Genomic DNA, 23662 nt, shown 5'->3' with positions numbered 1-23662 from the left:
TTAAAAATACTAAATTTTGGAAAACTATCCGATATTGTTTTGATTTAATACATCAACAATTTTTTGGCCAACGGCTTGCATTAGAGGAACTACAATAGAGTTTCCAAATTGTTTATATGCTTGTGTATCTGAAACGGGAATTTTGAAGGTATCCGGATATCCCTGTAATCTTGCGCATTCTCGTGGAGTTAAACGCCTTGGATTTTTTTCTCCTTGCGGAAGTAAAATTTCTGCACCATCTTTATAATATCTGGCAGAAAGTGTTCTGCTTATTCCATTTAAATTAGTCAAACCATAACCAAATCCATTACCTTTTGCCTTATGTTTTGCAGCATATTCCTGAAGATAGTTCCACAGTTTATCACTTAATGTGTATTTGTCTAAAATATTTTCTTCTAAAATATTTTTAACAGAATGAATACCCTCAGGCATATCTGGAAAAGAAAAACCCTCTTCTCCATTAAAAATATTTCTATCAAAACCGACAATTACAATTCTTTCTCTATGTTGGGGAACAAAATATTTTCCATCAAGAATTTTACAATGTATATCATAGCCAAGTTCGTGTAATGTACCTTGAATTATTCTGAATGTGTTACCTTTATCATGTGATACCAGATTTTTCACATTTTCTAATAAAAATGCTCTTGGTCTTTTTGATTCCAGTATTCTTACGATATCAAAAAAAAGTGTCCCCTGTGTTTCATCTCTAAATCCATGATTTCGGCCCAATGCGTTTTTTTTGCTTACTCCTGCAAGTGAAAAAGGTTGACAAGGAAATCCACCAACCAGAATATCATGATTAGGTATTGTATGTTCATCAATTTGGGTAATATCACCAAAAGGAACTTCTCCAAAATTAGAACTATAGGTCTTTTTTGCGTAATTATTCCATTCACTAGAGAAAACACATTTTCCACCAAGATTTTGAAATGCAAGTCTGAATCCTCCAATACCTGCAAAAAGGTCTATAAAACTAAACTTTGGATCAGAATGCTCTGAGAAAACCGTATCTCCTTTTTTTGATCTTTCGGTATTTACTAATTCAGATATTATTTCATCATTAAATATAATATCAGGATATTCTTTTGTTAGAATCTCGTTTATATAATTAACAGCTTCATATTCAAATTCACCAGTATGAACAAAATGCGTTATTACGGCTTCTTTATCGGTTAAGATTTTATTTTTATCTATTATATCACTTATTGAAAATTTTATTTTTTCAAATATTGATTTTGGTTCTAGGACACTACTCATTCTAATCATTAAATAATGACAAATTTACAATATTGGATTTTAATATAGCAGAATATAAAATGTTAATTACCTTTTATTAAAAAAAGTAAATGGCTTAATGTTTTATCTGAAATTTTGGATTTTAAATCACATTCCCAGATTTCTAAAACTTTCCAACCCTCATTTTGTAATGCAATATTTGCCTTCTGATCATTTTCAATGTTATGATTAATTTTATTCAACCACCATTCTGTTCTTGTTTTGGGAACTACAAAGTATTTACATCCTTGATGTCCATGCCAGAAACAGCCATGTACAAATATTACTGTTTTATATTTTGGCAGAACGATGTCCGGTTTACCAGGTAATTTTTTATCATGAAGACGATAACGAAATCCATTAGCAAAAAGAAATTTACGTACAAGCATTTCAGGTTTGGTATCCTTACCTTTTATTTTGCTCATATTGTAGCTTCTGACCTCTTTGCTATGAACGTCTGCCATTTTCTTTAATGCTTTATTTTTTTTCTATTAATTTTTCCAGCTTCTCAATCATCTCCTTCTGCTGTTCCAGCATACGCTCATAAAGCTCTACCATTTTATCAAGAGGATTGAAAGTAGGATGAATATTTACTGCATTTAAAGTTGATGTATCGTTACTTGTAAATGTATTAGAAATAACATTCACCGCCTGTTCCTCATCAAAATTCTCAATCGCTTCCGCCGGCACTTTCAGAATCTTCGCTACCTGCGCCAGAATATCAGATTCTACGGTTTCTTTCTGTTCTAAAAGAGAAACTTTCTTCTGGTTCCAGTCGTCACCCAGTTCAAAAGCTAAAGCTTCCTGTTTGATTCCTAACATTTCACGGAAACGTTTTATATTTCGGCCCTGATGTATTTTTTTATTTTGCATATCTGTGTAAGTCATAATAACAAATATAAAACTTTAAGTGCTAAAAATAAAGCACGGTTTTAAAATAAATTATCTTCTAAAATAGTTACTTTTTTGTATAAAATATCCTTTTCATAACTGGTACAGCCCATCATATATTTCTTGCTTTGATGGAAAACAACAATATGAGAGAAATAATTATTCGGGGCAAATATAAGATAGTGTCCATTCGGAACCTTACGGTTTCCCATAAAGCATTTGGAAGAGCATACAGAAGGCTGGTTTTCTTCCCGGAAATCCGGTTGGCAGGGAAGTGGCTGCTGGAGTGTGGTTTTGAACCGGGAGATAAAGTGCTGGTGACGGTTCGGAGGAACCAGATTATTTTAGAAAAGGAGATGGTGTATGAAGATGTATAAATATATAGAAGTTCGTTTTTGTTTTGTAGAATTTCTCGCAGATTTCGGAGATCAAGCAGATGATTGGGGATTAAAATCTGCATAATCTGTTTGATCTGCGAGATGTTTATTTTTTTAGACGCAAAGCTTTATGATGGTGCTGTATATTTTTAGGGAGCTAAGGGTAGGCAAGTGAACTTGCCGATGAAGGTGAGGGGATAGGGCCTCTGTTTTTATGGTGAGAGAAATAAATTCTTTCGCTTGTTTCTTTTTATAAATTCTCGCTGATTTCAGGATAAGTAAATGATAAGATCTGCGTAATCTGCGGGAGGTTTATATCTTTTTAGGTTAAACGCAAAGTTTTATGATGATGCTGTATATTTTTGGGAGCTAAGGGTGGGCAAGTGAACTTGCCTGATGAAGGTGAGGGGTATAGTTTCGGCGGCCGGAGGCCGCCGAAACTATACCATTCCTGAAATATAAATACCATTCAAGAATTATAGTTTTGCTTATTTAAGAATAAAATGATGTAAGCTATTCCTGTTTAAATAGATGTTACTAAGTTTTTTTACTTACAAAAATATCTGTCCAGAAGTATCTGGAATAATGTAATAAAAACGGTGTTTTTCTTTTGCTTTTTCAATGGTACTGTTATTAGTTTATAGTTTCGGATTTTATATAAAAAAGTCTCTGCTTTTTTATATAAATATATGTTAACACACTAAATAGTGTCATATTTTATGACTGCAAATGTATAAAAAATATTTATAAACAAAGCAGGCCTGCATTATTCTTAGTATTATCATTTGTTAACAGCTTCATCATCTTGTATTTATTGGGATAGAAGACCCCTGGAATCTGTTGAGAAAAACAGGAGTCATGAAATAATCTTATCTTTGAAAATCCAATATTTTCTTAGCATTAATCAATACTACCATAGATGAAATTTTTACTGGACTTTTTATTCCGTGTTTTACAGCTTTTTACAGAACCTTATTTTTTAGTATTTCTTGCAGTAGTTATCATCGCTCTGCTGAAAAGAAAAAATAAATGTAAAAATCTGAGAACAGGAATTTTTATATCAGCAGTTGTCATGATTATCCTTATAGGAAATGGCTTTCTGGGTAAACTAATCTCCGGATATCTGCAGAAAAGTTATATCAGTAGTTCAGGGATGAAGAATACACCGGCTCAGAATCCCATTATTGTAGTACTCGGTGGCGGGGTGGTAGATATTGACAATATAGAGAAATTGCATACCATGTCTTATTCCAGAATAGTTACTGCCTATCAATTGTATCATGAATACAGGGAAAATAATCAATCTTGTAAAATATTAATTTCCGGAAAAGGAAGAGGACATACAAGTGAAGCCGAATTATTCAGAGAGAATTTTAAAAAGATGGGAGTGCCGGATTCTGACATGATTAAGGAAGATCAAAGCATGAATACGTATCAAAATGCAAAATATTCGAGCCAGATAGTAAATCAGATGGGGCCATCCAGTGTATATCTCGTGACTTCGGGGTTTCACATGAAAAGATCTGTTGCTCTGTTTCAGACATTTGGATTAAAACCTATTCCTAAAGCATCGGATTTTATAGATACTGAAATAACAATATTTCCTAACAGCTATAATGCTGCATTTACATTTGTTATGCTTAAAGAGGTCGTAGGAATATGGCAGGTACAATTGTATAACAGTTTGGGAATGAATAAATAGTTTTCTGCAGTCTGTTGTATATTAATACGAACAACAAACCGGCCCCTTGAGTGAACTTAAGGGGCCGGTTTGCTTTAAAACTTTTCAAACTGTTTTAGTAGGTTTTGGCTAAAGCCAAATTGATTGTCATGTTTTATCAGATGGGCTAAAGCCCATCTCTATTGAATTTATATTGCCGTTTTTTAAATCATCAGCCTGTTTTCTTCAGTGAAATTAAGGGCTGTTTTTCCATAAAATCTCTGCAAAATCACATAAAATACCTTCAAATAAAGAAAAACGATAAAAGGTCCAAATAACCCGTGTTTTTCCATCCTGTACCTATGCTATCTGACTGGAAATAAGAGGGATTTATGGGCAAAAATGATTTTTGATTGAAATTTCAGATTTTTTACATTTTAAAGACATTAAATTTATGTCCATCAGGATCTGCAAAGACAAAACCATAATAGTTGTTTCCAAAACTTTCAGGTTCTGAGACAATGGTTCCGCCTGCATTTTTAACTTCTTCCGCCCACTGGTCGGCCTGATCTATGGTTTCAGCGGAAAGGGTAAATATAATTTCATTGGAATGGTGAGGGTCACCATATTTTACATGCTTTAGATTGCTTTCAATAATGTTTTTTAGAAAGAAGTGAATAATAAATTCATTTTCTCCAACAAAAAAACTTACCAATTCATTAGAACTGTGTGGATTATTGGGCTTAAATCCCAGTTCTGTATAAAATTTCTGTGTTCGTTCAAGGTCCGCCACAGCAAGGTTTGCCCAGATCATTTTTGGTTTCATACTATTTTATTTTTTGGTTAGGATAAAGGTAGCACCTTTCAATAGGATAGAGGTTGTCATGTGGCAAGTTTTTTATAGCCGTCCTAAGACAACATGATTGGATGTTGATCCTAAGATCTAGGGAATTTTATAACGATAATACTATGGATGAAATAGATTGGTCAGAAATATCATTTTGCGTTCCCAGTCCTTATACATTACCACAGAAACAGCATTAGCCACGGAGTTTTCCTTGGTTATTTCAGATGATAATGATATTTTTGAGATGATAGTAAGGAGGTATGTTGAACGGGAAAAACGGAATTGATCAATTTAACATAATATAATTGGAGTACAGTTTAAGAAATATAAATAAATCACACAATGAATGATAGTATTATACATAAAATCAATACTTTAGGTGGAGTTACAGATGCTGTGAATCCTGATAAAACCTTTACAGAAAACTGGCAGAGCATTAGATTCAACAATTATCTGTATGATAAAGATTGGGATGTTTACGGTATCGACGAGTTTTACAGAAATCATGCAGCGCTGTATAAAGAAAATAATGAAAAATTTTACAACGACTTAACTGAGCATTATTTTTCCCTACATGACCGTGCATACGGTCAATATTTTTTCAAAGATTGGATGTTCACGCCGTTTAAACCAGGCTCGGAAGATTATGAGGAATTAGAAGGGCTTGTAGAGGAAAATGAATTAAAAAAAACTGTAGAAGGCAAAGAAATGGATTTTGTCTGTATATTTTATTCGTATGGATACCCGGATCATTATTTTGTGTGTACAACAGATCCTGATCAGTCGAACCCAGCGGTATACGGAACAGACCATGAAGTTTATTTCGATGAAATTGAAAACGAAGGAAGTCTGGTAGAGTTTCTGGATAGGTTTATGACCAAAGAAGAGTTCCGAGAAGTCGTTAAAGAGTATTTGCAAGGAAAATTAGGTGGATAATGGATTCTGAGGCTGGTAGTGCTCTATCCTTTAGATAATTATTTTGTCCTATAATTTATATTATGTTAAATTGAATATATTTCAGCTTTTCAAAAGGTAATGCCATTTTTAGATTTACATCAGAATCCAAAGTTCCATTCCAAATCGATTTATCCTATACTTCAGTCCCCATAGCGTTTTGATTTCAACAATCAGTTTATATTAATCTCAATTTTGTGGTAAGCAATCCATCGTTTGAGATTTCCAACCATTCTTTTTAAATGATCTTCATTCAGGAAAATATTGGTCCAATATTCAAATCTATCGCACTGAACACTTATATAATAGGTCATAATTGCTAAACATGCGAAGGGTAAAAACTTTTTTTCTTCATTACTAATTTGAGTTACTGTCTCATACCCTTTTATGAAACTTTCTGCTTTTGTTTGATATTCCTCTTCGTTCAAATGGGTTGTAAATAACTGAAATAGGAAATAAGAAATATCAAAGCATAAATAACCGTTGCCACAGAAATCAAAGTCAAAAAATGTTATTTCTTTTTCATTGTCAATATGCAAATTGTCAAACCAAACATCAAGATGAACGGCTCCGTATCTCATTTTCTGTTGGCCTATATTTTCCATTTTTAATGTTAAAAAAACAGAAAGGGTTTCTAAAAATTCAATTTCGCTAGTATTTTTACTATAGAATTCTTTTGTTCTTAAAACAGGGGTTCTGAGCAAGTTTTGAGCATTGTAAGACATTCTCATCAGTTCGATATTTTCTGCCGATTGATGAACTTTTGCTAATGCTTGTCCAATTAGAAAGCTTGTTTGTGGTGAAAATTTTGCAGTCTTTATGCCTTTAGCATACGAAAATAAAACGCCAAATCTTGTCCCTTCCGGAGCTTCAATTTCTTGAATGAATTTGTTCGATTTATCAGCTATGGGAAAAGCAACCTGTCTACCCGCTTCTTTTAGAAGAATTAAAAGTCTTAATTCTTCTTCAATTTCTAATTTAGTCCTCCAATTATGGGTGTAAACTCTAAAAACGTATTTGTTTTCGTCATCATGAACAATGTATAAATGATTCATGGCAAGTCGAAATATGCTGCATTCCGTTTTGTCGGTTAGTTCATATTTTTGTTGAATAAGTTGACCAAGTCTATTGGGTGAAAGTGTACTATTTATTGTCGGAAATTTCTCTGTCATTAATTCTTAGTTCGCAGTTGGTTATAAAATACATGCAATTTCGTTAACATTTTTTGGTTTTATATACATTACTTGTATAAATTTTTGTTTTAGCTACAATTGTTCGTAAGTCCCATACTATTAAAACTCATTGTTCAGGTTTTTAATAGTTTTAAAAAAGATTGTAGAACAGCATTTTGATTGTCCTTGTTATAGCAATATGCAACAACTGCTTGCTGTGGCATAAAATCAAGTACATAATGTTTTGTAGTTGTTTTGATCCCATTCAAACTGGATACTGGAAGAATTGAATAACCAAAACCAGATTCTACTAGCCTGATTATAGTATCTAGTTGACTTGCTTCGTGAATAATATCAGGAGAAAGAGAAACCGTATTACATAAAGAGATTATTTGGTCATAGATTCCGCTACCTAACTTCCGTGGAAATAAAATAAATGGGACTGTGCCTAAGGCTTTTAGCTTTTCTGCTGAATCTATTGTATAGTTAAATTCAGGAGGTGTAATTAATGCAAAATACTCTCGTTCAATTTCAACAATTTCTAAATTATCAGCTAATGCAGGACTCCTTATGAAGCCAATATCAGCACTTCCGTTTTTTATGATTTCGATTTGTTCAAAGGTTGTGTACTGGCTAAGTGTCACTTTTATTTTAGGATATAGAGTTGTGAATTTTTTTAAATAGGGTTGAATAATCTGAAAAACAGAACCCACAAATGCAATATGGAGACTCCCCTCTTTACCCTCTGCTATTCTTTTAATTTGAGTTTCTATAATCGAAATCCTGCTAAAAAGTAAGTCCGATTGAGCTAGAAGATAATCTCCTGCACTGGTAAGTGTTACTTTTCTTTGATGTCTTTCAAAAAGTTTTACCTCCAATTCTTCTTCCAGCTGTTGTATGGCTCTGGTCAAAGGTGGTTGGGTAATATGTAATTTTTTTGCAGCTCTTCCAAAATGCAGTTCTTGGGCTACTACGGTAAAATATCGGAGATATGTTATATTCATACTTATAAGGTATTAATTAAGGTAAAACATAGTATTAAAGGTAATATATATTTGTAAATAAAATTAAACAAAATGAATAAAGTATCTATTATTACAGGCGGTGCAAGCGGTATTGGTAAAGCTATTGCAGAAAAATTCATGGAATATGGACATACTGTTATTGTCATTGGGAGGGATGAAAAAAAATTAATGGCAATGAAGGATGCTTACCCAAATAATTGTGAAGTTATAAAAGGTAATATTGCCAGTTCTGATGACATCAAGAAAATTTTCAGGATTATCAGTTTGAACTACCCGGTTATTGATAATCTTATTAATTCGGCAGGATTTAATATGACCGTTAATACAGAACTTACATTTGAAGAAGCTATGCTTAACTGGAATAGTGTGATTGCTACTAACTTAACAGGATCATTTATGATGGCAATAAAAGTTGCAGAAATTATGAAACGGCCTGGAGGAAGAATTATAAATATCAGCTCTATTGGTGCATTTACTGGAGGAATTGCAACAGGAGGTATAGCTTATGCTGCTTCAAAAGCTGGCTTAAACGGATTGACATTTAGTTTGGCCAGAGAGCTTAGCAGCAAAGGAATTACTGTTAATTCAATAGCTCCGGGGTTTATTGAACAAACTGGTTTTACAGCTAGTTTTCCTAAAGAAAAAACAAGTGAGATATTAAGTCAAATACCTGTTGGCCGTGCGGGAAAGTCTAAGGATATTGCAGATATTTGTTATTTCTTATGTTCCGAAGAGGCATCATACATTACAGGAGAAATAATTAATGTTAATGGAGGCTGGCTTTTTGGGAGGTAGTAAAACTAAAATATAAATAAAATTAATCATTTGAAAGACTTTAATTACTCTCTATTTGAGATTTTCCCATAGAAGTTTTTATCATCTGCTTTGGTTTCCGGATAACATTGATGTAGCGAACACAATAGCTTCAATCACCCAGCCTCTATTTCAATGCAAATAAAATCGTTCCGCTAATAATGAGTAAAGCTCCGATTATAGTTTTTAAAGTCAGGGTTTCTTTAAAAAACAATACGGATAAAATTATAGCTATGGCTACACTTAATTTGTCAACAGCTGCAACTTGTGACACTTTTCCTATTTGCAGCGCTTTAAAATAAAACAACCAGGATAATCCCGTTGCCACACCTGATAAAACCAGAAATACAATATTCATTTTCGATAAAGAACCCATATCTTTTGCTTCGCCTTTGAAATATATAATACTCCAAACCAGCACAAGGATGACAATGGTTCTTATTCCGGTGGCAAGATTAGAATTGATGTTGGACACTCCTATTTTAGCAAATACTGCTGTAAAGGCAGCAAACAAGGCTGATAGTAAAGCATAATAGAACCACATATCTTTATTTTTTATAGTAAAATTAAAAAGTTTTAACCCATCCTATTCCTATGCTTTTGTCCTGATAAAAAGGCATTACCATTGTCGCTGTATTTTTGTTCTTCCCGCCCAATAAATTATTTATTTTAGGATATAACCAATAAGCTAATTCTGTGGAAAGAATCCCGAATCCAGCACCTGCCACTACATCCCCTACCCAATGTTTATCATTTAACATTCGATAAACACCTGTGAATACTGCAAATGAATAGCCTGAGATTCCTAACAAAAAGTTGGTGTCTTTGTATTCTCTATACATAAACTGTGCAGAAGCAAATGCTATAGCGGTATGCCCTGAAGGAAATGACAAATTATTGGATTGATCCGGCCTTTCTTCTTTTACAATATGTTTTAAAGGAAGTGTAATTGCAGAAGTGATCAACATTGAAGTCCCATAAATTATACTTCTGTCTTTGAAGTTATGCTTGCCCTTAACTCCAAGAGCATTTAATCCATAAACCAACACTGCCGGTGCAAATTGGGTGTAATTGTCAAGTTTAACATGGTCTATTAATTTCGTCTCTGGTAGAAAAGTTTAATTGTTTAAGATCTTTGACCGTTAAGCTTGCTACTCCATAACCAATAAATACGGTAGGTAAAATCAAACTTTTGTAGTTCAAATGGCTTTTTTCAATTGAAGAAACAATGGAACTGTCTTGTTTTGATTCCTGAACCTGAATCGTATCATTATTATTTTGTCCTGCAATCCTGTTGCCGGCTGAAATAAAGATAATAAGACTGACTGCTATTTTTTGAAGATATTTTGGCATCTGATTAAAGGTGGGTTTATATTAAATATTTATTGGGAGCAATTCATTAATTGAATATTGACTTCTTTAAATTTCATCAGGATTTTTTGACCATAATCTGTGTAATAGCTATGACTGGTAAGAAAATTACAGTTTTTTATCAGCCATTCTTCATCGGTATAGATCAGTCCCAGGTATTGCTCAAACTCTTGCCTTATAGCATTTTCATATCTTGAATAATCTGTTCGTGTGAAATCTGATGGGCATGGCAGAACGCACTCCGAAATGGCGGGCTTCATAGGAGCAGGAAGCTACTACACCACGGTCTCCTCCTCCGATGATCAGAGGAATTCCATTAAATTCAGAATGGTTAAGGCGCTCACAGGACACAAAAAATGTGTCCAGGTCCATATGTACAATCGTCCGTTCCATGTTACAAAATCAGTTACGTTTTTGAACAAAATTTGTATTTTTGTTGATATAATTTGTAACAATGTCGATTTTTTCAGATAACATAAGGTTTTTGAGAGGTAAGAGAGAAAAAACTCAACAAGAGCTTGCTGATCTTTTAAGCATTACCCGCTCCCGGTATGTTTCATATGAAGATGGAAGATCGGAACCTTCTATTGAGATGCTGCTGAAAGTTTCTCAGTCTTTTCATGTGAGCATTGATCTTCTGGTATCTGTAGACATCAGGAAGTACCCGATGGAAGAGACATTGAACCTTCCGGATAACAGAATTATCCTGCCTGTATTGGTAGATCATCTGGGAAATGATACCATAGAGATTATATCTCAAAAAGAGGCTGAGAATTATCTTGAAGGCTACAGGGATATACAGTATATTGGAAATCTTCAAAGAATTGCTCTTCCTTTTCTGACGCATGGGAAATACAGAGCCTTTCCGGCGGAAGGAAATTCCATGCCACCCTTTAGAAGGGGTTCTTATATTGTAGGAAAATATGTGGAAGGGATAGATCATCTGAAACCTGGAAAAACCTATGTTTTTGTAACTCTAAATGAAGGAATCATCTATAAACGTTTTATGGGTAAAAGAAAAAACAGAATCTGGGTAAGCTCAGATAATTCATTTTATAGACCTTATGATATTTTGATTGAGGAAGTTTTGGAGATATGGCAATATGCTTCAGGTATTTTTCCTGAAGATTTTGAATCGGATGAGACAGAAGATCTGGATATGAAAGAAATGTTTATGGAGTTGAAAAAAGATATCAAGGAATTGGAAAATAAAATTTCCGGAAAATAATAATGGAAAATATATTTAAAAATGTCGCAGCTTAGCTTATTTAATTCTGAAGAATTTTACAGGTTTCCAAGTGAACTATTGGAGTATACGGAACATTTTTTAGCTGAAAATGAGGCTTCAGAACTTGAGGAACTTTTAATGCATACTGCTCCCTGGAAACAGAGAACTCAGAAAATGTATGATAAAATGGTCCTGACGCCCCGTTTGACAGCCTGGTATGGTGATGATGACAAAAAATATCAATTGGATGGCCATCAGTTTAATGTTAACCCCTGGCTGCCTGAGCTTTTGGAATTGAAAGAGCGCATCGAGAAAAGCACAGGATATCGGTTTAATTCAGTGTTATTGAATTTATACCGGGATAAAAATGATTCTGTAGCCTGGCATAGGGATAAGGAAAGTGAATTGGGAAACCGTCCTGTTATTGCTTCCATAAGCCTGGGGCAGGTAAGAAGTTTTGACTTCAGAAAGTTTGATGACCATTCCAATAAATACAGCCTGCCTCTTCAGCATGGTTCCCTGTTAATTATGAAAGGAGATCTCCAGATGAACTGGGAACATCGCATTGCCAAATCTTCGCGGCCTATGAAACCAAGGATTAATATGACTTTCCGGCTAGTGAAATAAAATCCGTTGTTACCTGCCTTGCCAAAATTGTTTCAAACAGGTAACAGCCGGATCTAATGGTTATGATATTTTGATTTTCACTCCTACAGAAATATTAATTCCTGCGAGTGGGCTAAGGAATTTCAGCTGAGAGTTTTGAAGCCTTGCTTCTGTATTTAATAAATTGCTTCCTGCTATATAATATTCTATACTTCCCATTTTTAAATGGGTATCTTCATAAGAAACACGTGCGTTAAGAAGTGAAAATGCCGGCATCGGGAGTTCCGGATTTATATTTTTCCCAAGATATTTTTGCTTCATATAATGGTCCAATGCTATATTGAAGTTCAGTTTTTGTACTGTTCCGCTAAGGTTGAACCCAAAACGGCTTGTCGGCATATTGGGCATATAATCTCCATCGCTCCATTTTCTTATAGAACTGTCGGCTGTACTGATGTTTCTCACCAGATCATAATAGGAACCTACTTCCCATTTTCCCAATGTATGAAGATCCATTTTGTAGGCTGCTTCAGCTTCTATTCCATTGATCTCGGTATCATCAGAACGCCATTCCTTTACCAGGAAAACCTCCCGTGAAATCCCCGTATGAGCAAGGTAGATATAATTTTTATAGAAAGTATGGTACCAATTGGCAGATAAGCGAATATTTTTCAAATTAAGTCCACCGCCAATTTCCCATGTCTTTGCAATTTCTTTATCCAGTTTATCATCTCCGTTTTCTTCTGTGAGAATAGCAAAATGATTGTTTCCTGCATACAGTTCATTGACTTCCGGGGCTCTTTCAGAATGATTATACTGTACTTTCAGATAGGCTTTTTTTAAGATATTCCATTGGGCTGCTGTATGAAACTGATTCAGGGTAAAATCTCTTCCCATAAGATTTCCTCCGGAGAGTCCACGGCTTCTGATGTATTTTTTATCAGCATCGGCTCTGCGCTGTACATGATCATTCCGATATCCCAAATCAAATTCAAGAAAATCGAAATTGAGGTGCTGCATTGTGAATATGCCAATTTCACGGCTTATGTTGTCAGGAAGATATCTTTGACTTCCACTGCCTTCCATTTCCCTGTATTGTACTTCAACTCCAGTCGTTCCGGTTAAAAATTTCAGCTTCTGTTGTGCTATTTCCAAGCGGCCATTATGTTGTTGTACATGAAATTGATTGGCTTTGTGGCGCTCCAGAAGTTCCGAATTACTGGAAAACACTCCCATATAATTAAATTTTATTCCGGCAATGGGAGAATGATTGAATTGATAAGCCGTTTCCAGCATAGCTTTATGAGATAAGCTTTTTATATTGATGGGGACGTATTCCAATGTCTTCTGAGGTTTTCCGTGAGAGTGTTTGGGAATTTTGGACAGGGCATAGCCGGGAACTCCAAAATAGGAATAGGCGTTTTGATAAGCACCTCCCAGATAAAAGGATTTGCCAATATAGCTGGTCCCCACGTAAAATGAATTGCTTTCTGAATGACTGTTTGGAATGACGCCGTCTTTTGTCGGGACATAATCCTTAATGCTGTTTACTTCGCTTCTGTAACGGTCTTTTGTTGGATCCTGTCCCGGAACATACTGATCGTTTTTGGGATTGGGGTAATATTGGCCATCCGACGGATTATAATAAGTGGGACTGAATGTGTAAAGATCATCCTGTGAAAGTTCATATTCTACCATATGATCTTTGGCAAACTGGCTGATATAAGGGAACAGACTAATGTTAAGAACATTTCTTGAATTTACATCCAGCTGGCAGAGGGATTGCAAAATGCTGTTAAACCCAACCAGATTTGGATCATAACATCTGCTGTCTTTAGATTTTCCCGGGATCCGGACAATTTCCTGTTTTTGGTTGGATCCTCCCATTGTCCATATCCAGTTTTTAATAATAGTTCCTTTTGCAGAAAATGACTGTTTCTGCCCACTGTTACTTCCACCCTCCAGGAGTGCCTGAAGATTAATTTTTTTGGATGGAAGCTGATGGACGATATAATTGGTTTCAATATCAACAGCTCCCCCAATAGCTTTTCCACCGTACAGAACAGCTGCTGAATTTTTATAAATGCTGATATTTTGGACATTATCCATTTGAATATCCAGATTAAAATCCGGACTTATTCCTGAAAGATCATTGACTGCAGTTCCGTTTTCCAGAATTCTTACTCTATTTCCGCTCAGACTCCGAATAACAGGGGCTCCGGAATTGGGGCCATATCCTGAGTTTTGAATACCCGGAATTTTACTTAGCGTTTCTCCTAAGGTATTGGATTGGATGACATCCAGTGTTTTCCGTGGAATGCTTACCACCTCCTTATTCATTTTTCCCTGTATCTGTATTGACTCTATATCCTGAACGGTTTTTTTAGCCCTTAGGTTCTGAGCTTTCAACACAGAAGGATAAGAAATAAGTGTCCCTCCCATCAAAAAAATAACGGCTTTTTTCATATGCGTATGCTTTAATAATCCGGCAAAGCTAGATAATTAATTCTACTAAAGCAACTTTGTTGCATTATTGAAAAAGCAATATGTTCCTAATTATAAAGTCTGGTAACCCATAACATATTGTATGGTAATAAAATATAGTATGGGAGATAGATCTGCAAAAAAACGGGTTGAAAGATGATTATAAATAATGTAACCGATTAAATTATACTTACGTCAGCTGTTGACAAACACTTATTTTTTCCGGAAAAATTAACCTGGTGTTAAAAGTTTTCCGGTAAACAGGTGACGGATCGTCTGAAACAGAGTAATAAGGATGAAGATGGTTACAATGCCCAATAGTATTACAGCGATTCCCATATTGAATGAAAGCTGGTTGAATCTTGCATATTGAAGTGATGCATTAGTTAACGCTACAGTAGAAAAACAGGCACCCCACCATGATACCATAAAAGGAAGTTTTTTATTAAAAACCACCAATAAGAGTACTATAAAAATGAAAAATCCGGAATAGAATAAAGCAGAGGCAAAGGTGTCTATTTCTTTTCTTGTACTCAGATAACTCAACAATCCTACTTCAAAAGGTGCAGACATTATTAATAAAGTTGGTTTTAAAAATAATGTAACGGGTTCACGGTGTATCAGACGATAGGTGACAATAATAAAGAATACTATGGCATACATGATCCCGACAGAAAAAAGGATGGTATCCATTTCTTTACTTTCCCATCCTAAATCAACACTGGCATGAGCGGTAACTGCATTGAGGATTGTTAACCCCGGTATCAGTACTGGCGGTACCAGATCAAGTGAATCTATAGACCCTTTAAATAACCTCACGGTTAGTATATAAACAAAAATAATACCTCCGAATGTTCCTATTATCCAGCTTATCCTGGCAAGAAGCAGTGAATAAGGTGCCGCCAATGTGGAAAGGAGGACTGCAGAAATGAAAAATGTACCCAGAAAATTAGCCTTTACCGGATGAGTCAGTTCAGCTTTTACCTTATATGGAAACATGATTATTTTGTACAGATACCCTATTATTAACAGGATAAATACAGTCCAGCCCAAAAAACCAATATACTTGCTGATCATTATAGGAGCACCAAATAAGGCTGCAGAGGTTTTCCAGGCTATAGATAAGCCTGATAATGCAACCGTTGAGCCAAAAAGACCTACAGGTAAATGTTGTAAAGGACTGTTGCTGATGCTTTTATTTTCTGAACTAAGCAGAGGCGGACTGTTATTAAGAGAAAAAAAAGATCGGTTCGAATTTTTCATCAGAATAGGTATGTATTTATTAAAACTGTCTCAACTTTTTATTCATAAGACTCTTTAAGTGTGTGGTTTTCACTAAAAAGTTGAGACAGCTTTATTGTTTGAAGGTCATAACATGGTCTAGCTTGCTCCACAAGGTCTTTCTATCAACGATCATGGGGCCTGTTAAAGTTTTCACCAATACCGTCGTAGAATTCACATACTCTGCCAGAGAAACTCCACCCAGAGGTGTTTCGAGTTGGATATCCAGCCTTACGCCGGCTTCTTTATTAAGTTTATCTAGCAGCGAGAGCCCTTCAGCAACCGGTAAGGGATTATTATACCTCAATACAAGATCGAGATCACTTTCTTCAGTCAGTGTTTTTATTCCTGTTGCCAGTTCAAATGCAGTACTTCCTGTAGGTCCCCAATAAAGTTTTTCCTGGTTTAAAATTGGAGTAATGCTTTTTAAAGACAGGATAGATGGGTTTAGTTCATGTTGTTTAATTTTCCATTGTAAAGGAGAAACCAACATTTCAGGAGAAATGACTTCATATACCACAGATGATATAAGCCATGCAGGGAGTCGTTCATTTTTTTTACTTCCTCTTATTCCAACAGGTATCAATCCATTTTTGGAGGGAGCACGGCGTACAACCGCATAAGGAGCATGTACTAATGCTGAAACAGCCCATTCGGGGAGTGATGCATCCGTTAAGAGGTCATCCTGGTTATAGATCCGGATAAGATCATGGGGGTTCAGTTCCATTGTTCTCCAATTTTAGTTCTCACCAGACGGGAGTATGCTCTACCCTGATTAATGGCATTCGGTGTTTCCAATCTTTGGTTGAGTGTGTCATCAGCTTTATGGATTGCTTTTCCAAGCGCTGCACTTACCTTCTGAATATCAACTGAATCAGGATGAGTGGTATCAGTGATAGTTACCAAAGCATCAAGTGGACCCAAAGCATTAAAACTGGCAACATCATATGCCATAGCCGGTACTTTTTGAGTGGCTTTTTCCAACTCTGCGATGGTACGTTTCGTAATCCGGGCTGCTGATTCTTTGGACATAGCCTGTATATTTATAGAAGGATCATTTAAGGCAACAAGGCGGCTTGCCTGCATTCCGTGGGTCAAAAAAGCACCTGAAATAGCATTGCCTACGATAAAACCAGTTACAGAATGACCTGAAATCCGGGCACTGGCATAGGCATCCACTCCTGCTGCACAGGCATAATGGATTCCAAATAATTCTTCATGGTAACCATAGGCCTGGCTGGGTACATCAATAATGGCTACAATATTTCTTTTATCAGCTTTGTGGGCATCTTCATCTATCGCCTGGCGAACATATTTTGCTATTGCCCAACCTTCCAGTAATCCAACCTCTCCGTGACGTGCGCGGGGGAAACGGTTAGCTTCATTAGGAACGACTGCTATAAAACGTGTTAATTTACCCTCAAACTGAGTATCGGCAACAAGCAGACTTGGATATTCACTGATAGAAGATGCTCCTTCTGTAAGTATTGTAAACCAGGTCCTTCCCTTCCCTTCAACAGGTTTATTTTCAAGGACTGCTTTTACTTCAGTTTTTTTCTTTTTGTTCAATTCAATAAAATCCGTTTTGGTATTTTTAACGGACAAGTCTATTTGTGAAATTAGGGAAAGATAATGCTCTATCTGACGGGTTCGGGAGATGGTATCAGGTTCCGTAACAGCTTTAATAATGGCCTTTTTAAAAGCTGGAATATCATCTTCTACCAACTGATCAACCAAGCCTGTTTCGAAACGTGATCTACCGCCAATCGTATCCCAAATCAGCCTGCGGTCGCGTGAGTTTAGTTCTTCAATCCCTGCTTCCTGCTCAATGACTTCAGGGCCGTTGAGACCAAAGCGGGCCGTTTCCGTTATGATCAAGGTAGAACATAACGCTGCTGTAATAGACATTCCTCCAAAGCACCCTACATTTCCCGGGATCAACCCAATGACAGGGACATGGCGTTTTAAGGCTACGATTGCAGATTGGATTTCTGAAATACATAATAAACCATAATTGGCCTCCTGAAGCCGTACACCCCCTGTATCAAATATAATAACCGGAATTATTTTTTTTCCATTTTGAATGTCTTTTAACACATACTCCAGTGAGCCTGCTATTTTACTGCCACTGACCTCTCCTATTCCTCCTCCCTGGAAACTCCCTTCTATGGATAATATGACTGCCGGCTGCCCGCTGATAGTCCCTCTGGCAATAACCACTCCGTCATCACTTTCCGGTACAATACCCTGTGCCGGAAGATGGGGAGATTCTATTCTTTCAAAAGGATCCAGTATTTCTTCAAAAGTATTGATATCCAGCAGAGCCTGGGCACGTTCACGGCCTTTCAGCTCAATAAAACTTGTTTTCATAAGTCCTTATTTTTTTGTTTGATTGGAAATTTCTACTGCCTGTGCCAACCGTAAACTGACTACGCCTGGTGTAGCACCAAAATCATTGATCGTTATAATAGCATCTATATCATGATGTACTGTAAAGCGTTTAAATACTGCCCTCCATGTTTCTTTGAAGCCTTCTGAAGCGGTACGGACATTGAATATTGTTGTTCCGCTTGTCCCCGGTTCCAGTAATATTTCGAGATCTCCAGATCCTACCACTCCTATATGCGCTCTTTTTGCAACCGACTTTTTAGCCGGAGTTGTAAATGAAAATGATTCCATATTAATTGATTGTAAAATGATGAGTTACTTTATGAATAAAAATGCTGGCTGCAAGCATATCCGCACTTCCTCCCGGTGATACCCACCAGTATCTGACCAGATCATCTAAGTCCTGATATACATGCTGATTTTCAGGGATCCCCATACCTCCCCGGTCCAAGATATCTTTAGCTTTTTGCTTGATCATCCGGAGTACTTTCATATCGCTTCGATGCAGAATACAGGTGTCATCAACTACTGAAATCAATGATAGCAGTACATTGATGCGGCAAATGTTTTCCGATTCATTTTGATATTTTCTCCAGGTTGGTAAAGCTGTTTTAGATAGCGACGGAAAACCCAGTGCAGCTTCTTCCCGGGCGGTAACCACTTTATATTTTTTGCTTACCTGTTTGCCATTGCTTGGGGCTGAAGGCTGATACTGGTCATCAAATCTGGCAATGGCTCCTGCCGTATTTAATAGATTGCTTATCGTAAAGACAGAATCTCCCGATGATAAAATACTTGTTGCTGCCACTAAAAGGCCTATGCTCCATATTGCTCCTTTATGTGCGTTGATACCGCCGGTGGCTTCCAGCATTTTCCGTTCTCCATAGCGTCCAATGGCTCCTAATTCCTCCCTTAGCTGTAATGATGGTTTTTTATGGGCTGCCACTATAGCCATTTCGTAGAAAACCGATCTTAATGCTAAGGCAGAGGATTCCATTACCGTAAGATTCAGATCGTGATGTGATCCGTTATTTTCCCTATCTACCAAACCCGGTTTTGGGGTAAGATAAACTTCTTCTAAAAGGGATTCTCTGGCAAAATCGGCAATTGTATCCGCCACCAGGTTATATGTTATTATTTCTGCTAACATTTTTTTAGATTTATATGAGAATAATTACCAGTTTTTGAATTTAGCGGGAGGATTGTACAGCCCACCAGACCACTCTACCAGGTCTTTTATATTTTTAGCTGCCAGCAGGCTGCGTTTAGCTTCTGTACGGTGGACTCCGATATCTTCCGGATATGCCACCACTCCACGTTCCCTCAATGCCTGTGTGGTTTTGGGGTCTGCGGTACGCCCTACTGAGGTAACACCGGCAATAGCAGCCAAAGCCTGTCTCCGCTCTTCTTGTCCTTCGGCTTTATAAATATAGGCGACACCTTCTTCTGTAACTACATGGGTAACATCATCTCCATAAATCATGACCGGGGCTGTAGCCAGGTTAGATTGCTTAGCAACTTCTACCGCGTCTAAAGTTTCTACAAATACTGGGGTATTGCCATTCTGGAATGTCTCCACGGTCTGTACAACCAGTTTACGGCCATGTGCCAGAGGGTCTTTGGAAGTAATCATATCCAGCCATGCTTTTGAGGAATGTCTCCGTCCACGCGGGTCGTGCCCCATATTAGGAGCCCCTCCAAAGCCGGCCAGCCTGCCGGATACTACCGTGGAAGAGTTTCCGTTTTTATCGATTTGCAGTGTAGATCCTATAAACATATCGATGGCATATTGTCCGGCAACCTGGGCAAGGGCCCTGTTTGACCTTAATGAGCCGTCTCTTCCTGTAAAAAAAATATCCGGGCGGGCAGCCACATATTGTTCCATACCCACTTCACCTCCAAAAGCATACAACGTATCCACCCATCCTGATTCTATAGCAGGAATTAATGTAGGGTGCGGATTGAGTGCCCAGTTTGTGGCAATTTTCCCTTTAAGGCCAAGGCTTTGAGCATAAGTGGGAAGTAACAGTTCAATAGCTGCAGTATTAAAACCCACTCCGTGGTTCAGCGATTTGACGTGATGCTTTTCATACACTCCTCGTATTGTAAGCATGGCGATCAAAATATGTAATTCGGTAATATTCTGAGGATCGCGTGTAAATAAAGCCTCCAATTGATAGGGTTGGTCTGCTTCCACAATAAAATCAACCCATGAGGAAGGGATATCAACTCTTGGCAATTCATCCACAATTTCATTGACCTGAACAATGACGATTCCATCTTTAAAAGCAGCCGCTTCTGCTATTGTAGGAGTTTCTTCCGTATTGGGACCGGTATAAAGATTACCCAGCCGGTCGGCTTTATCGGCTGCAATTAAAACAACATTTGGGATGAGGTCAATGAATAGTCTTCCATAAAGCTCAAGATAGGTATGGATTTCACCGATTTTAAGTATCCCATCTTCAAGCATTTGGGCAATTCTCAGGCTTTGTGGCCCGGCATAGGCAAAATCAACCTTTTCGGCAATCCCTTTTTCAAAGATATCCAAATGCTCAGGCAGAGAAATACTGGACATGACCATATGGAGCTTATTCACTTTGGCGGGGTCTAATTGGAGCAGGGCTTCAGCCAGAAACGATGCCTGTTTTTGATTATTACCTTCCAGTACTACACGGTCTCCGGGCTGAATCAATACCTGTAAGGTTTCAACTATATTTTCTCTTTTTATAAAGATGTTTTCAACCAGATGTTTTACGGCATTGATCCTGCGTTTTTTCTCGTCACGTTTCTTTGTCCATGATGTACTTATCATTTGATTTTCCATAATACTTTAATTTATTACTTATGTTGATAATTATTCCACAGAACAGTTATTTGATCTATTTGTTTACTGTCCATATTCAGAATTTCCGCTTCTGGAAAAGCTTCTGTTGCTAATTTTGCCAATACTCCTGAGGGCTCCATTTCAATAAATATCCGTGTACCGAGTTCGTAGATCAGTGTCGTGGCATCATACCATTTTACGGGTGATGAAATACTCTGCCACAAATCTTTACCAATGGCATCGGCGGTTTTTAAGAGTCTGCCGGTTACATTTGAGGCAAAGGGAATGACAGGAGATTTTAAAGTCAGTTGTTCAATCTGTTGTTTCAGAGATTGGGAAACACTTGTCATCAATTCACAATGTGAAGGTACTTTTACATCCAGCAGTTTGGTTTTTCGTATTCCTGCTTTTTCCAGTTCGTTAATCAGGATGGCTATACTGTCTATTTTACCTGTAACAACCAGCTGATCTGAAGCATTAATATTGGATAGATAAACAGGAGTATGGCGGCTATTATGATCTTTTAAATAAAGTATTAATCTGTTTTCGGTAAATCCTAGCAGGGCAGCCATTCCATAATGTGCCGGAAATGCTTTTTCCATGAGCTGTGCACGGTGATGCACCAAGCTGACAGCTTCTTGAAATGTAATGACTTCACTAACAACTGCTGCGGCAAATGCTCCTACTGAATGTCCTGCCACAAAGTCTGCAGTTACGCCTCTGGCAAGCAGCTGTTTTGCAGATAGCACTCCTGCAATTAGTAAATTTACCTGTACATTGACTGTTGAGAATAAACCCTCACTGCTGTCTATTTCTGAAATGCTTTTTTGAAGGATTTGCTCTGTCAAATAAGATAGATATCCGGCATCAGACTCCTGAGCAAGTAATGAGGATAATATATCTGGCTTCTGTGAGCCCTGACCGGGAAATAAGAATGCTGTTTTCATAATTAAGACATAAGGTGAGCAGATGACTTACGGTAAATATTTTCATATTTTTTTATTCATACTTTCAATTAAGGCCTTCGCAGATTCAGGCTGCTGGTTGATTATACTTTCTAAGAGGTCGTTATGGAGGCTGGTAAAACGATGCATAACGGCAGGTTCTTTGATGGTACTTGATATACTTTTTTTAAGCTGCTGCTCAGCAAAGGTTTTGTACAGATCACTTAATACGGTATTTTTACTGGCTTCAGCTATGGCAATATGAAAATGAATATCTGCTTCCACCCATGCCGTAAAATTGCTGTCATCAGCCGCCTGGTTTCTCTTCTTAAGAAATGATGTAATAGTGGTTATATCAGTTTGGGTTCTGTTAAGTGCCGCTTTTTCCACAATTTTGATTTCTAACAGCTCCCTCACCTCTTTTACTTCCGCCTGGGAAGCATTCATCAGCTGGGTTGCCAAAGAAGTTGTTTGTGAAGTCTGTGAAGTCACAAAAGAACCTACCCCATGTTTTACAGTAATGATACCTGAGTTTTCCAAAATACGTAAAGCCTCACGAAGTGAAGATCTCCCAACTCCCAACATTTTCATCAGCTCCGGCTCAATGGGTAATTTCTGATCCAGTTTATAAGTGCCATTTTGAATCTGCTGGTGTAAGGTTGCTGCAATTTCCTCTGCTAAACTTTTGCGTCTAATAATCTTTGTCATAATATCGTCATGTCATCTGATGACTCAAATGTAAAACAATATTTTTTAAAGGCCAAAATTATTTTCAAAAAAAGTAAAAATAGTTTGATTTGAAGCTCAGGTACTTATAAGAGAAAGGTAGTCTTGATTTTGTAAACTCTTTACTGGTGGTGATTTCTTTCCCTTGGTTAGTAAGTGCTGTACTGTCACAAAAAAACCGCTCCGAAAAGAGCGGTATAGTTTTTATTACTTGTTTTTTCTTAGCAAGTAGATCCACACTCAAGTAATCTGATGTGAATGACACCATTGATTACACATTGTGTTTGGCATAATGCGTTACCTACAAGAGTACCAACACCTGTAACAACATCACCAACGATAGTGCCTACACCTCCTACAACACCTCCAACTACACCACCTAGTCCTCCTAGTAATCCACCGATTGGATCAAGTAATCCGTTACCAGAAATTGTTTTTAATTCGTTTCTGTCTAATTTTTTTAAGTTTTTCATAACTATAATTTTATATGATTATTACATTACGAATATAAGAAGAATAATAATAAGTTCCCAAATTTTTCTTAAAAAATTAATAATATGTTTTTATAGTTTAATATTTCATTAATATAAAAGGAAAATGATGAGAATATCATTTATTGTTATATCTGATTGATTTACTAAATGTTAAAAAACATATTTCAAATTCGAAAATTTAGAGTTAATAATTTAAGAGTAAATATTGTTTTTTAATGAATATTCTTCAAAACTGAAAAAAACAGTCTGTCTCTGTATAAATAGTAAAAACGGGAGTGCTGAAATTCACCTTTTTCCTT

At 36.7% G+C, this 23662-nt stretch carries 25 protein-coding genes and 1 pseudogene; 6 read left to right on the top strand and 20 right to left on the bottom strand.

Features of this window, described 5'->3' with window-relative positions; genetic code table 11:
- Positions 1-24: 24 nt before the first annotated feature.
- The 3 genes from dcm to DRF57_RS19010 form a co-directional block, all read right to left on the bottom strand.
- Complete coding sequence (gene dcm / locus DRF57_RS19020; protein WP_167449387.1) at positions 25-1260, bottom strand: DNA (cytosine-5-)-methyltransferase; 1236 nt, start codon at positions 1258-1260, stop codon at positions 25-27.
- 62 nt (positions 1261-1322) lie between these two features.
- Positions 1323-1742 carry a very short patch repair endonuclease gene (locus DRF57_RS19015; protein ID WP_115920251.1) on the bottom strand — a complete coding sequence of 140 codons (420 nt, stop codon included), beginning with the start codon at positions 1740-1742 and terminating at the stop codon, positions 1323-1325.
- A 13-nt stretch (positions 1743-1755) separates the two neighbouring features.
- The gene (locus DRF57_RS19010; protein ID WP_115920249.1) at positions 1756-2166 is read right to left on the bottom strand and encodes a helix-turn-helix transcriptional regulator; all 411 of its coding nucleotides are present in this window, start codon (positions 2164-2166) and stop codon (positions 1756-1758) included.
- 149 nt (positions 2167-2315) lie between these two features.
- On the opposite strand from DRF57_RS19010, the gene DRF57_RS19005 reads away from it, so the two are divergent.
- The gene (locus DRF57_RS19005; RefSeq protein ID WP_157969920.1) at positions 2316-2546 is read left to right on the top strand and encodes a SymE family type I addiction module toxin; all 231 of its coding nucleotides are present in this window, start codon (positions 2316-2318) and stop codon (positions 2544-2546) included.
- A 919-nt stretch (positions 2547-3465) separates the two neighbouring features.
- Positions 3466-4248 (top strand): YdcF family protein, encoded by a 783-nt coding sequence (locus tag DRF57_RS19000; protein WP_115920245.1) that lies wholly within the window; start codon positions 3466-3468, stop codon positions 4246-4248.
- 388 nt (positions 4249-4636) lie between these two features.
- Here DRF57_RS19000 and DRF57_RS18995 read toward each other — a convergent pair whose 3' ends face one another.
- Complete coding sequence (locus DRF57_RS18995) at positions 4637-5032, bottom strand: VOC family protein (protein WP_115920244.1); 396 nt, start codon at positions 5030-5032, stop codon at positions 4637-4639.
- A 363-nt stretch (positions 5033-5395) separates the two neighbouring features.
- Between DRF57_RS18995 and DRF57_RS18990 the strand changes: the two genes are divergently transcribed.
- Entirely contained in the window at positions 5396-5989 is a 594-nt protein-coding gene (locus DRF57_RS18990; protein ID WP_115920242.1) for a hypothetical protein, read from the top strand.
- A gap of 191 nt (positions 5990-6180) precedes the next feature.
- Here the strand turns inward: DRF57_RS18990 and DRF57_RS18985 are convergent, their stop codons facing one another.
- A complete protein-coding gene (locus DRF57_RS18985) occupies positions 6181-7179 on the bottom strand; it encodes a phosphotransferase (protein ID WP_115920240.1) in 999 nt (332 codons plus the stop codon).
- Between the two features lie 134 nt (positions 7180-7313).
- Complete coding sequence (locus DRF57_RS18980; protein WP_047493767.1) at positions 7314-8183, bottom strand: LysR substrate-binding domain-containing protein; 870 nt, start codon at positions 8181-8183, stop codon at positions 7314-7316.
- A 72-nt stretch (positions 8184-8255) separates the two neighbouring features.
- Between DRF57_RS18980 and DRF57_RS18975 the strand changes: the two genes are divergently transcribed.
- A complete protein-coding gene (locus DRF57_RS18975; protein ID WP_047493762.1) occupies positions 8256-8999 on the top strand; it encodes an SDR family NAD(P)-dependent oxidoreductase in 744 nt (247 codons plus the stop codon).
- Between the two features lie 145 nt (positions 9000-9144).
- Here DRF57_RS18975 and DRF57_RS18970 read toward each other — a convergent pair whose 3' ends face one another.
- The 4 genes and pseudogenes from DRF57_RS18970 to DRF57_RS18960 all read right to left on the bottom strand — a co-directional run.
- Positions 9145-9561 carry an EamA family transporter gene (locus DRF57_RS18970; protein ID WP_047493759.1) on the bottom strand — a complete coding sequence of 139 codons (417 nt, stop codon included), beginning with the start codon at positions 9559-9561 and terminating at the stop codon, positions 9145-9147.
- Positions 9562-9583: 22 nt separating this feature from the next.
- A complete protein-coding gene (locus DRF57_RS24145) occupies positions 9584-10063 on the bottom strand; it encodes a phosphatase PAP2 family protein (protein ID WP_241508036.1) in 480 nt (159 codons plus the stop codon).
- Positions 10064-10097: 34 nt separating this feature from the next.
- Positions 10098-10370: a hypothetical protein gene (locus DRF57_RS24140; RefSeq protein WP_228450418.1), complete on the bottom strand. Its 273-nt coding sequence runs from the start codon at positions 10368-10370 to the stop codon at positions 10098-10100.
- 234 nt (positions 10371-10604) lie between these two features.
- Positions 10605-10781: pseudogene (locus DRF57_RS18960) on the bottom strand (Y-family DNA polymerase); the annotation flags it as partial.
- Positions 10782-10842: 61 nt separating this feature from the next.
- On the opposite strand from DRF57_RS18960, the gene DRF57_RS18955 reads away from it, so the two are divergent.
- Both DRF57_RS18955 and DRF57_RS18950 read left to right on the top strand, forming a co-directional pair.
- The gene (locus DRF57_RS18955) at positions 10843-11616 is read left to right on the top strand and encodes a LexA family transcriptional regulator (RefSeq protein ID WP_115920238.1); all 774 of its coding nucleotides are present in this window, start codon (positions 10843-10845) and stop codon (positions 11614-11616) included.
- A gap of 21 nt (positions 11617-11637) precedes the next feature.
- Positions 11638-12243: an alpha-ketoglutarate-dependent dioxygenase AlkB family protein gene (locus tag DRF57_RS18950; protein ID WP_047493748.1), complete on the top strand. Its 606-nt coding sequence runs from the start codon at positions 11638-11640 to the stop codon at positions 12241-12243.
- 60 nt (positions 12244-12303) lie between these two features.
- Here DRF57_RS18950 and DRF57_RS18945 read toward each other — a convergent pair whose 3' ends face one another.
- From DRF57_RS18945 to DRF57_RS23730, 10 genes are all read right to left on the bottom strand, one after another.
- A complete protein-coding gene (locus tag DRF57_RS18945) occupies positions 12304-14688 on the bottom strand; it encodes a TonB-dependent receptor (protein WP_115920236.1) in 2385 nt (794 codons plus the stop codon).
- Positions 14689-14937: 249 nt separating this feature from the next.
- Positions 14938-15969, bottom strand: coding sequence for an SLAC1 family transporter (locus DRF57_RS18940; RefSeq protein ID WP_052188736.1), 1032 nt, complete (start codon positions 15967-15969; stop codon positions 14938-14940).
- A 91-nt stretch (positions 15970-16060) separates the two neighbouring features.
- Positions 16061-16714 carry a malonate decarboxylase holo-ACP synthase gene (locus DRF57_RS18935; protein ID WP_115920234.1) on the bottom strand — a complete coding sequence of 218 codons (654 nt, stop codon included), beginning with the start codon at positions 16712-16714 and terminating at the stop codon, positions 16061-16063.
- A complete protein-coding gene (locus tag DRF57_RS18930) occupies positions 16705-18357 on the bottom strand; it encodes a biotin-independent malonate decarboxylase subunit beta (protein ID WP_115920232.1) in 1653 nt (550 codons plus the stop codon). The genes DRF57_RS18935 and DRF57_RS18930 overlap by 10 nt, the downstream gene beginning before the upstream one ends.
- Before the next feature lie 6 nt (positions 18358-18363).
- Positions 18364-18666, bottom strand: coding sequence for a malonate decarboxylase subunit delta (locus DRF57_RS18925; protein ID WP_115920230.1), 303 nt, complete (start codon positions 18664-18666; stop codon positions 18364-18366).
- 1 nt (position 18667) lies between these two features.
- A complete protein-coding gene (locus tag DRF57_RS18920; RefSeq protein WP_115920228.1) occupies positions 18668-19525 on the bottom strand; it encodes a triphosphoribosyl-dephospho-CoA synthase in 858 nt (285 codons plus the stop codon).
- A gap of 24 nt (positions 19526-19549) precedes the next feature.
- A complete protein-coding gene (gene mdcA / locus DRF57_RS18915) occupies positions 19550-21199 on the bottom strand; it encodes a malonate decarboxylase subunit alpha (protein ID WP_228450419.1) in 1650 nt (549 codons plus the stop codon).
- Between the two features lie 14 nt (positions 21200-21213).
- The gene (locus DRF57_RS18910; RefSeq protein ID WP_115920226.1) at positions 21214-22146 is read right to left on the bottom strand and encodes an ACP S-malonyltransferase; all 933 of its coding nucleotides are present in this window, start codon (positions 22144-22146) and stop codon (positions 21214-21216) included.
- A gap of 42 nt (positions 22147-22188) precedes the next feature.
- A complete protein-coding gene (locus DRF57_RS18905; protein ID WP_115920224.1) occupies positions 22189-22851 on the bottom strand; it encodes a FadR/GntR family transcriptional regulator in 663 nt (220 codons plus the stop codon).
- Between the two features lie 239 nt (positions 22852-23090).
- Positions 23091-23342 carry a bacteriocin-like protein gene (locus DRF57_RS23730; RefSeq protein ID WP_157969919.1) on the bottom strand — a complete coding sequence of 84 codons (252 nt, stop codon included), beginning with the start codon at positions 23340-23342 and terminating at the stop codon, positions 23091-23093.
- Positions 23343-23662 lie beyond the last annotated feature (320 nt).

The organism is Chryseobacterium rhizosphaerae (genome assembly GCF_003385455.1).
Taxonomy (GTDB): Bacteria; Bacteroidota; Bacteroidia; order Flavobacteriales; family Weeksellaceae; genus Chryseobacterium; species Chryseobacterium rhizosphaerae.
The sequence above is the reverse complement of the archived record's forward strand: the minus strand, read 5'-3'. Positions and strand labels throughout refer to the sequence as shown.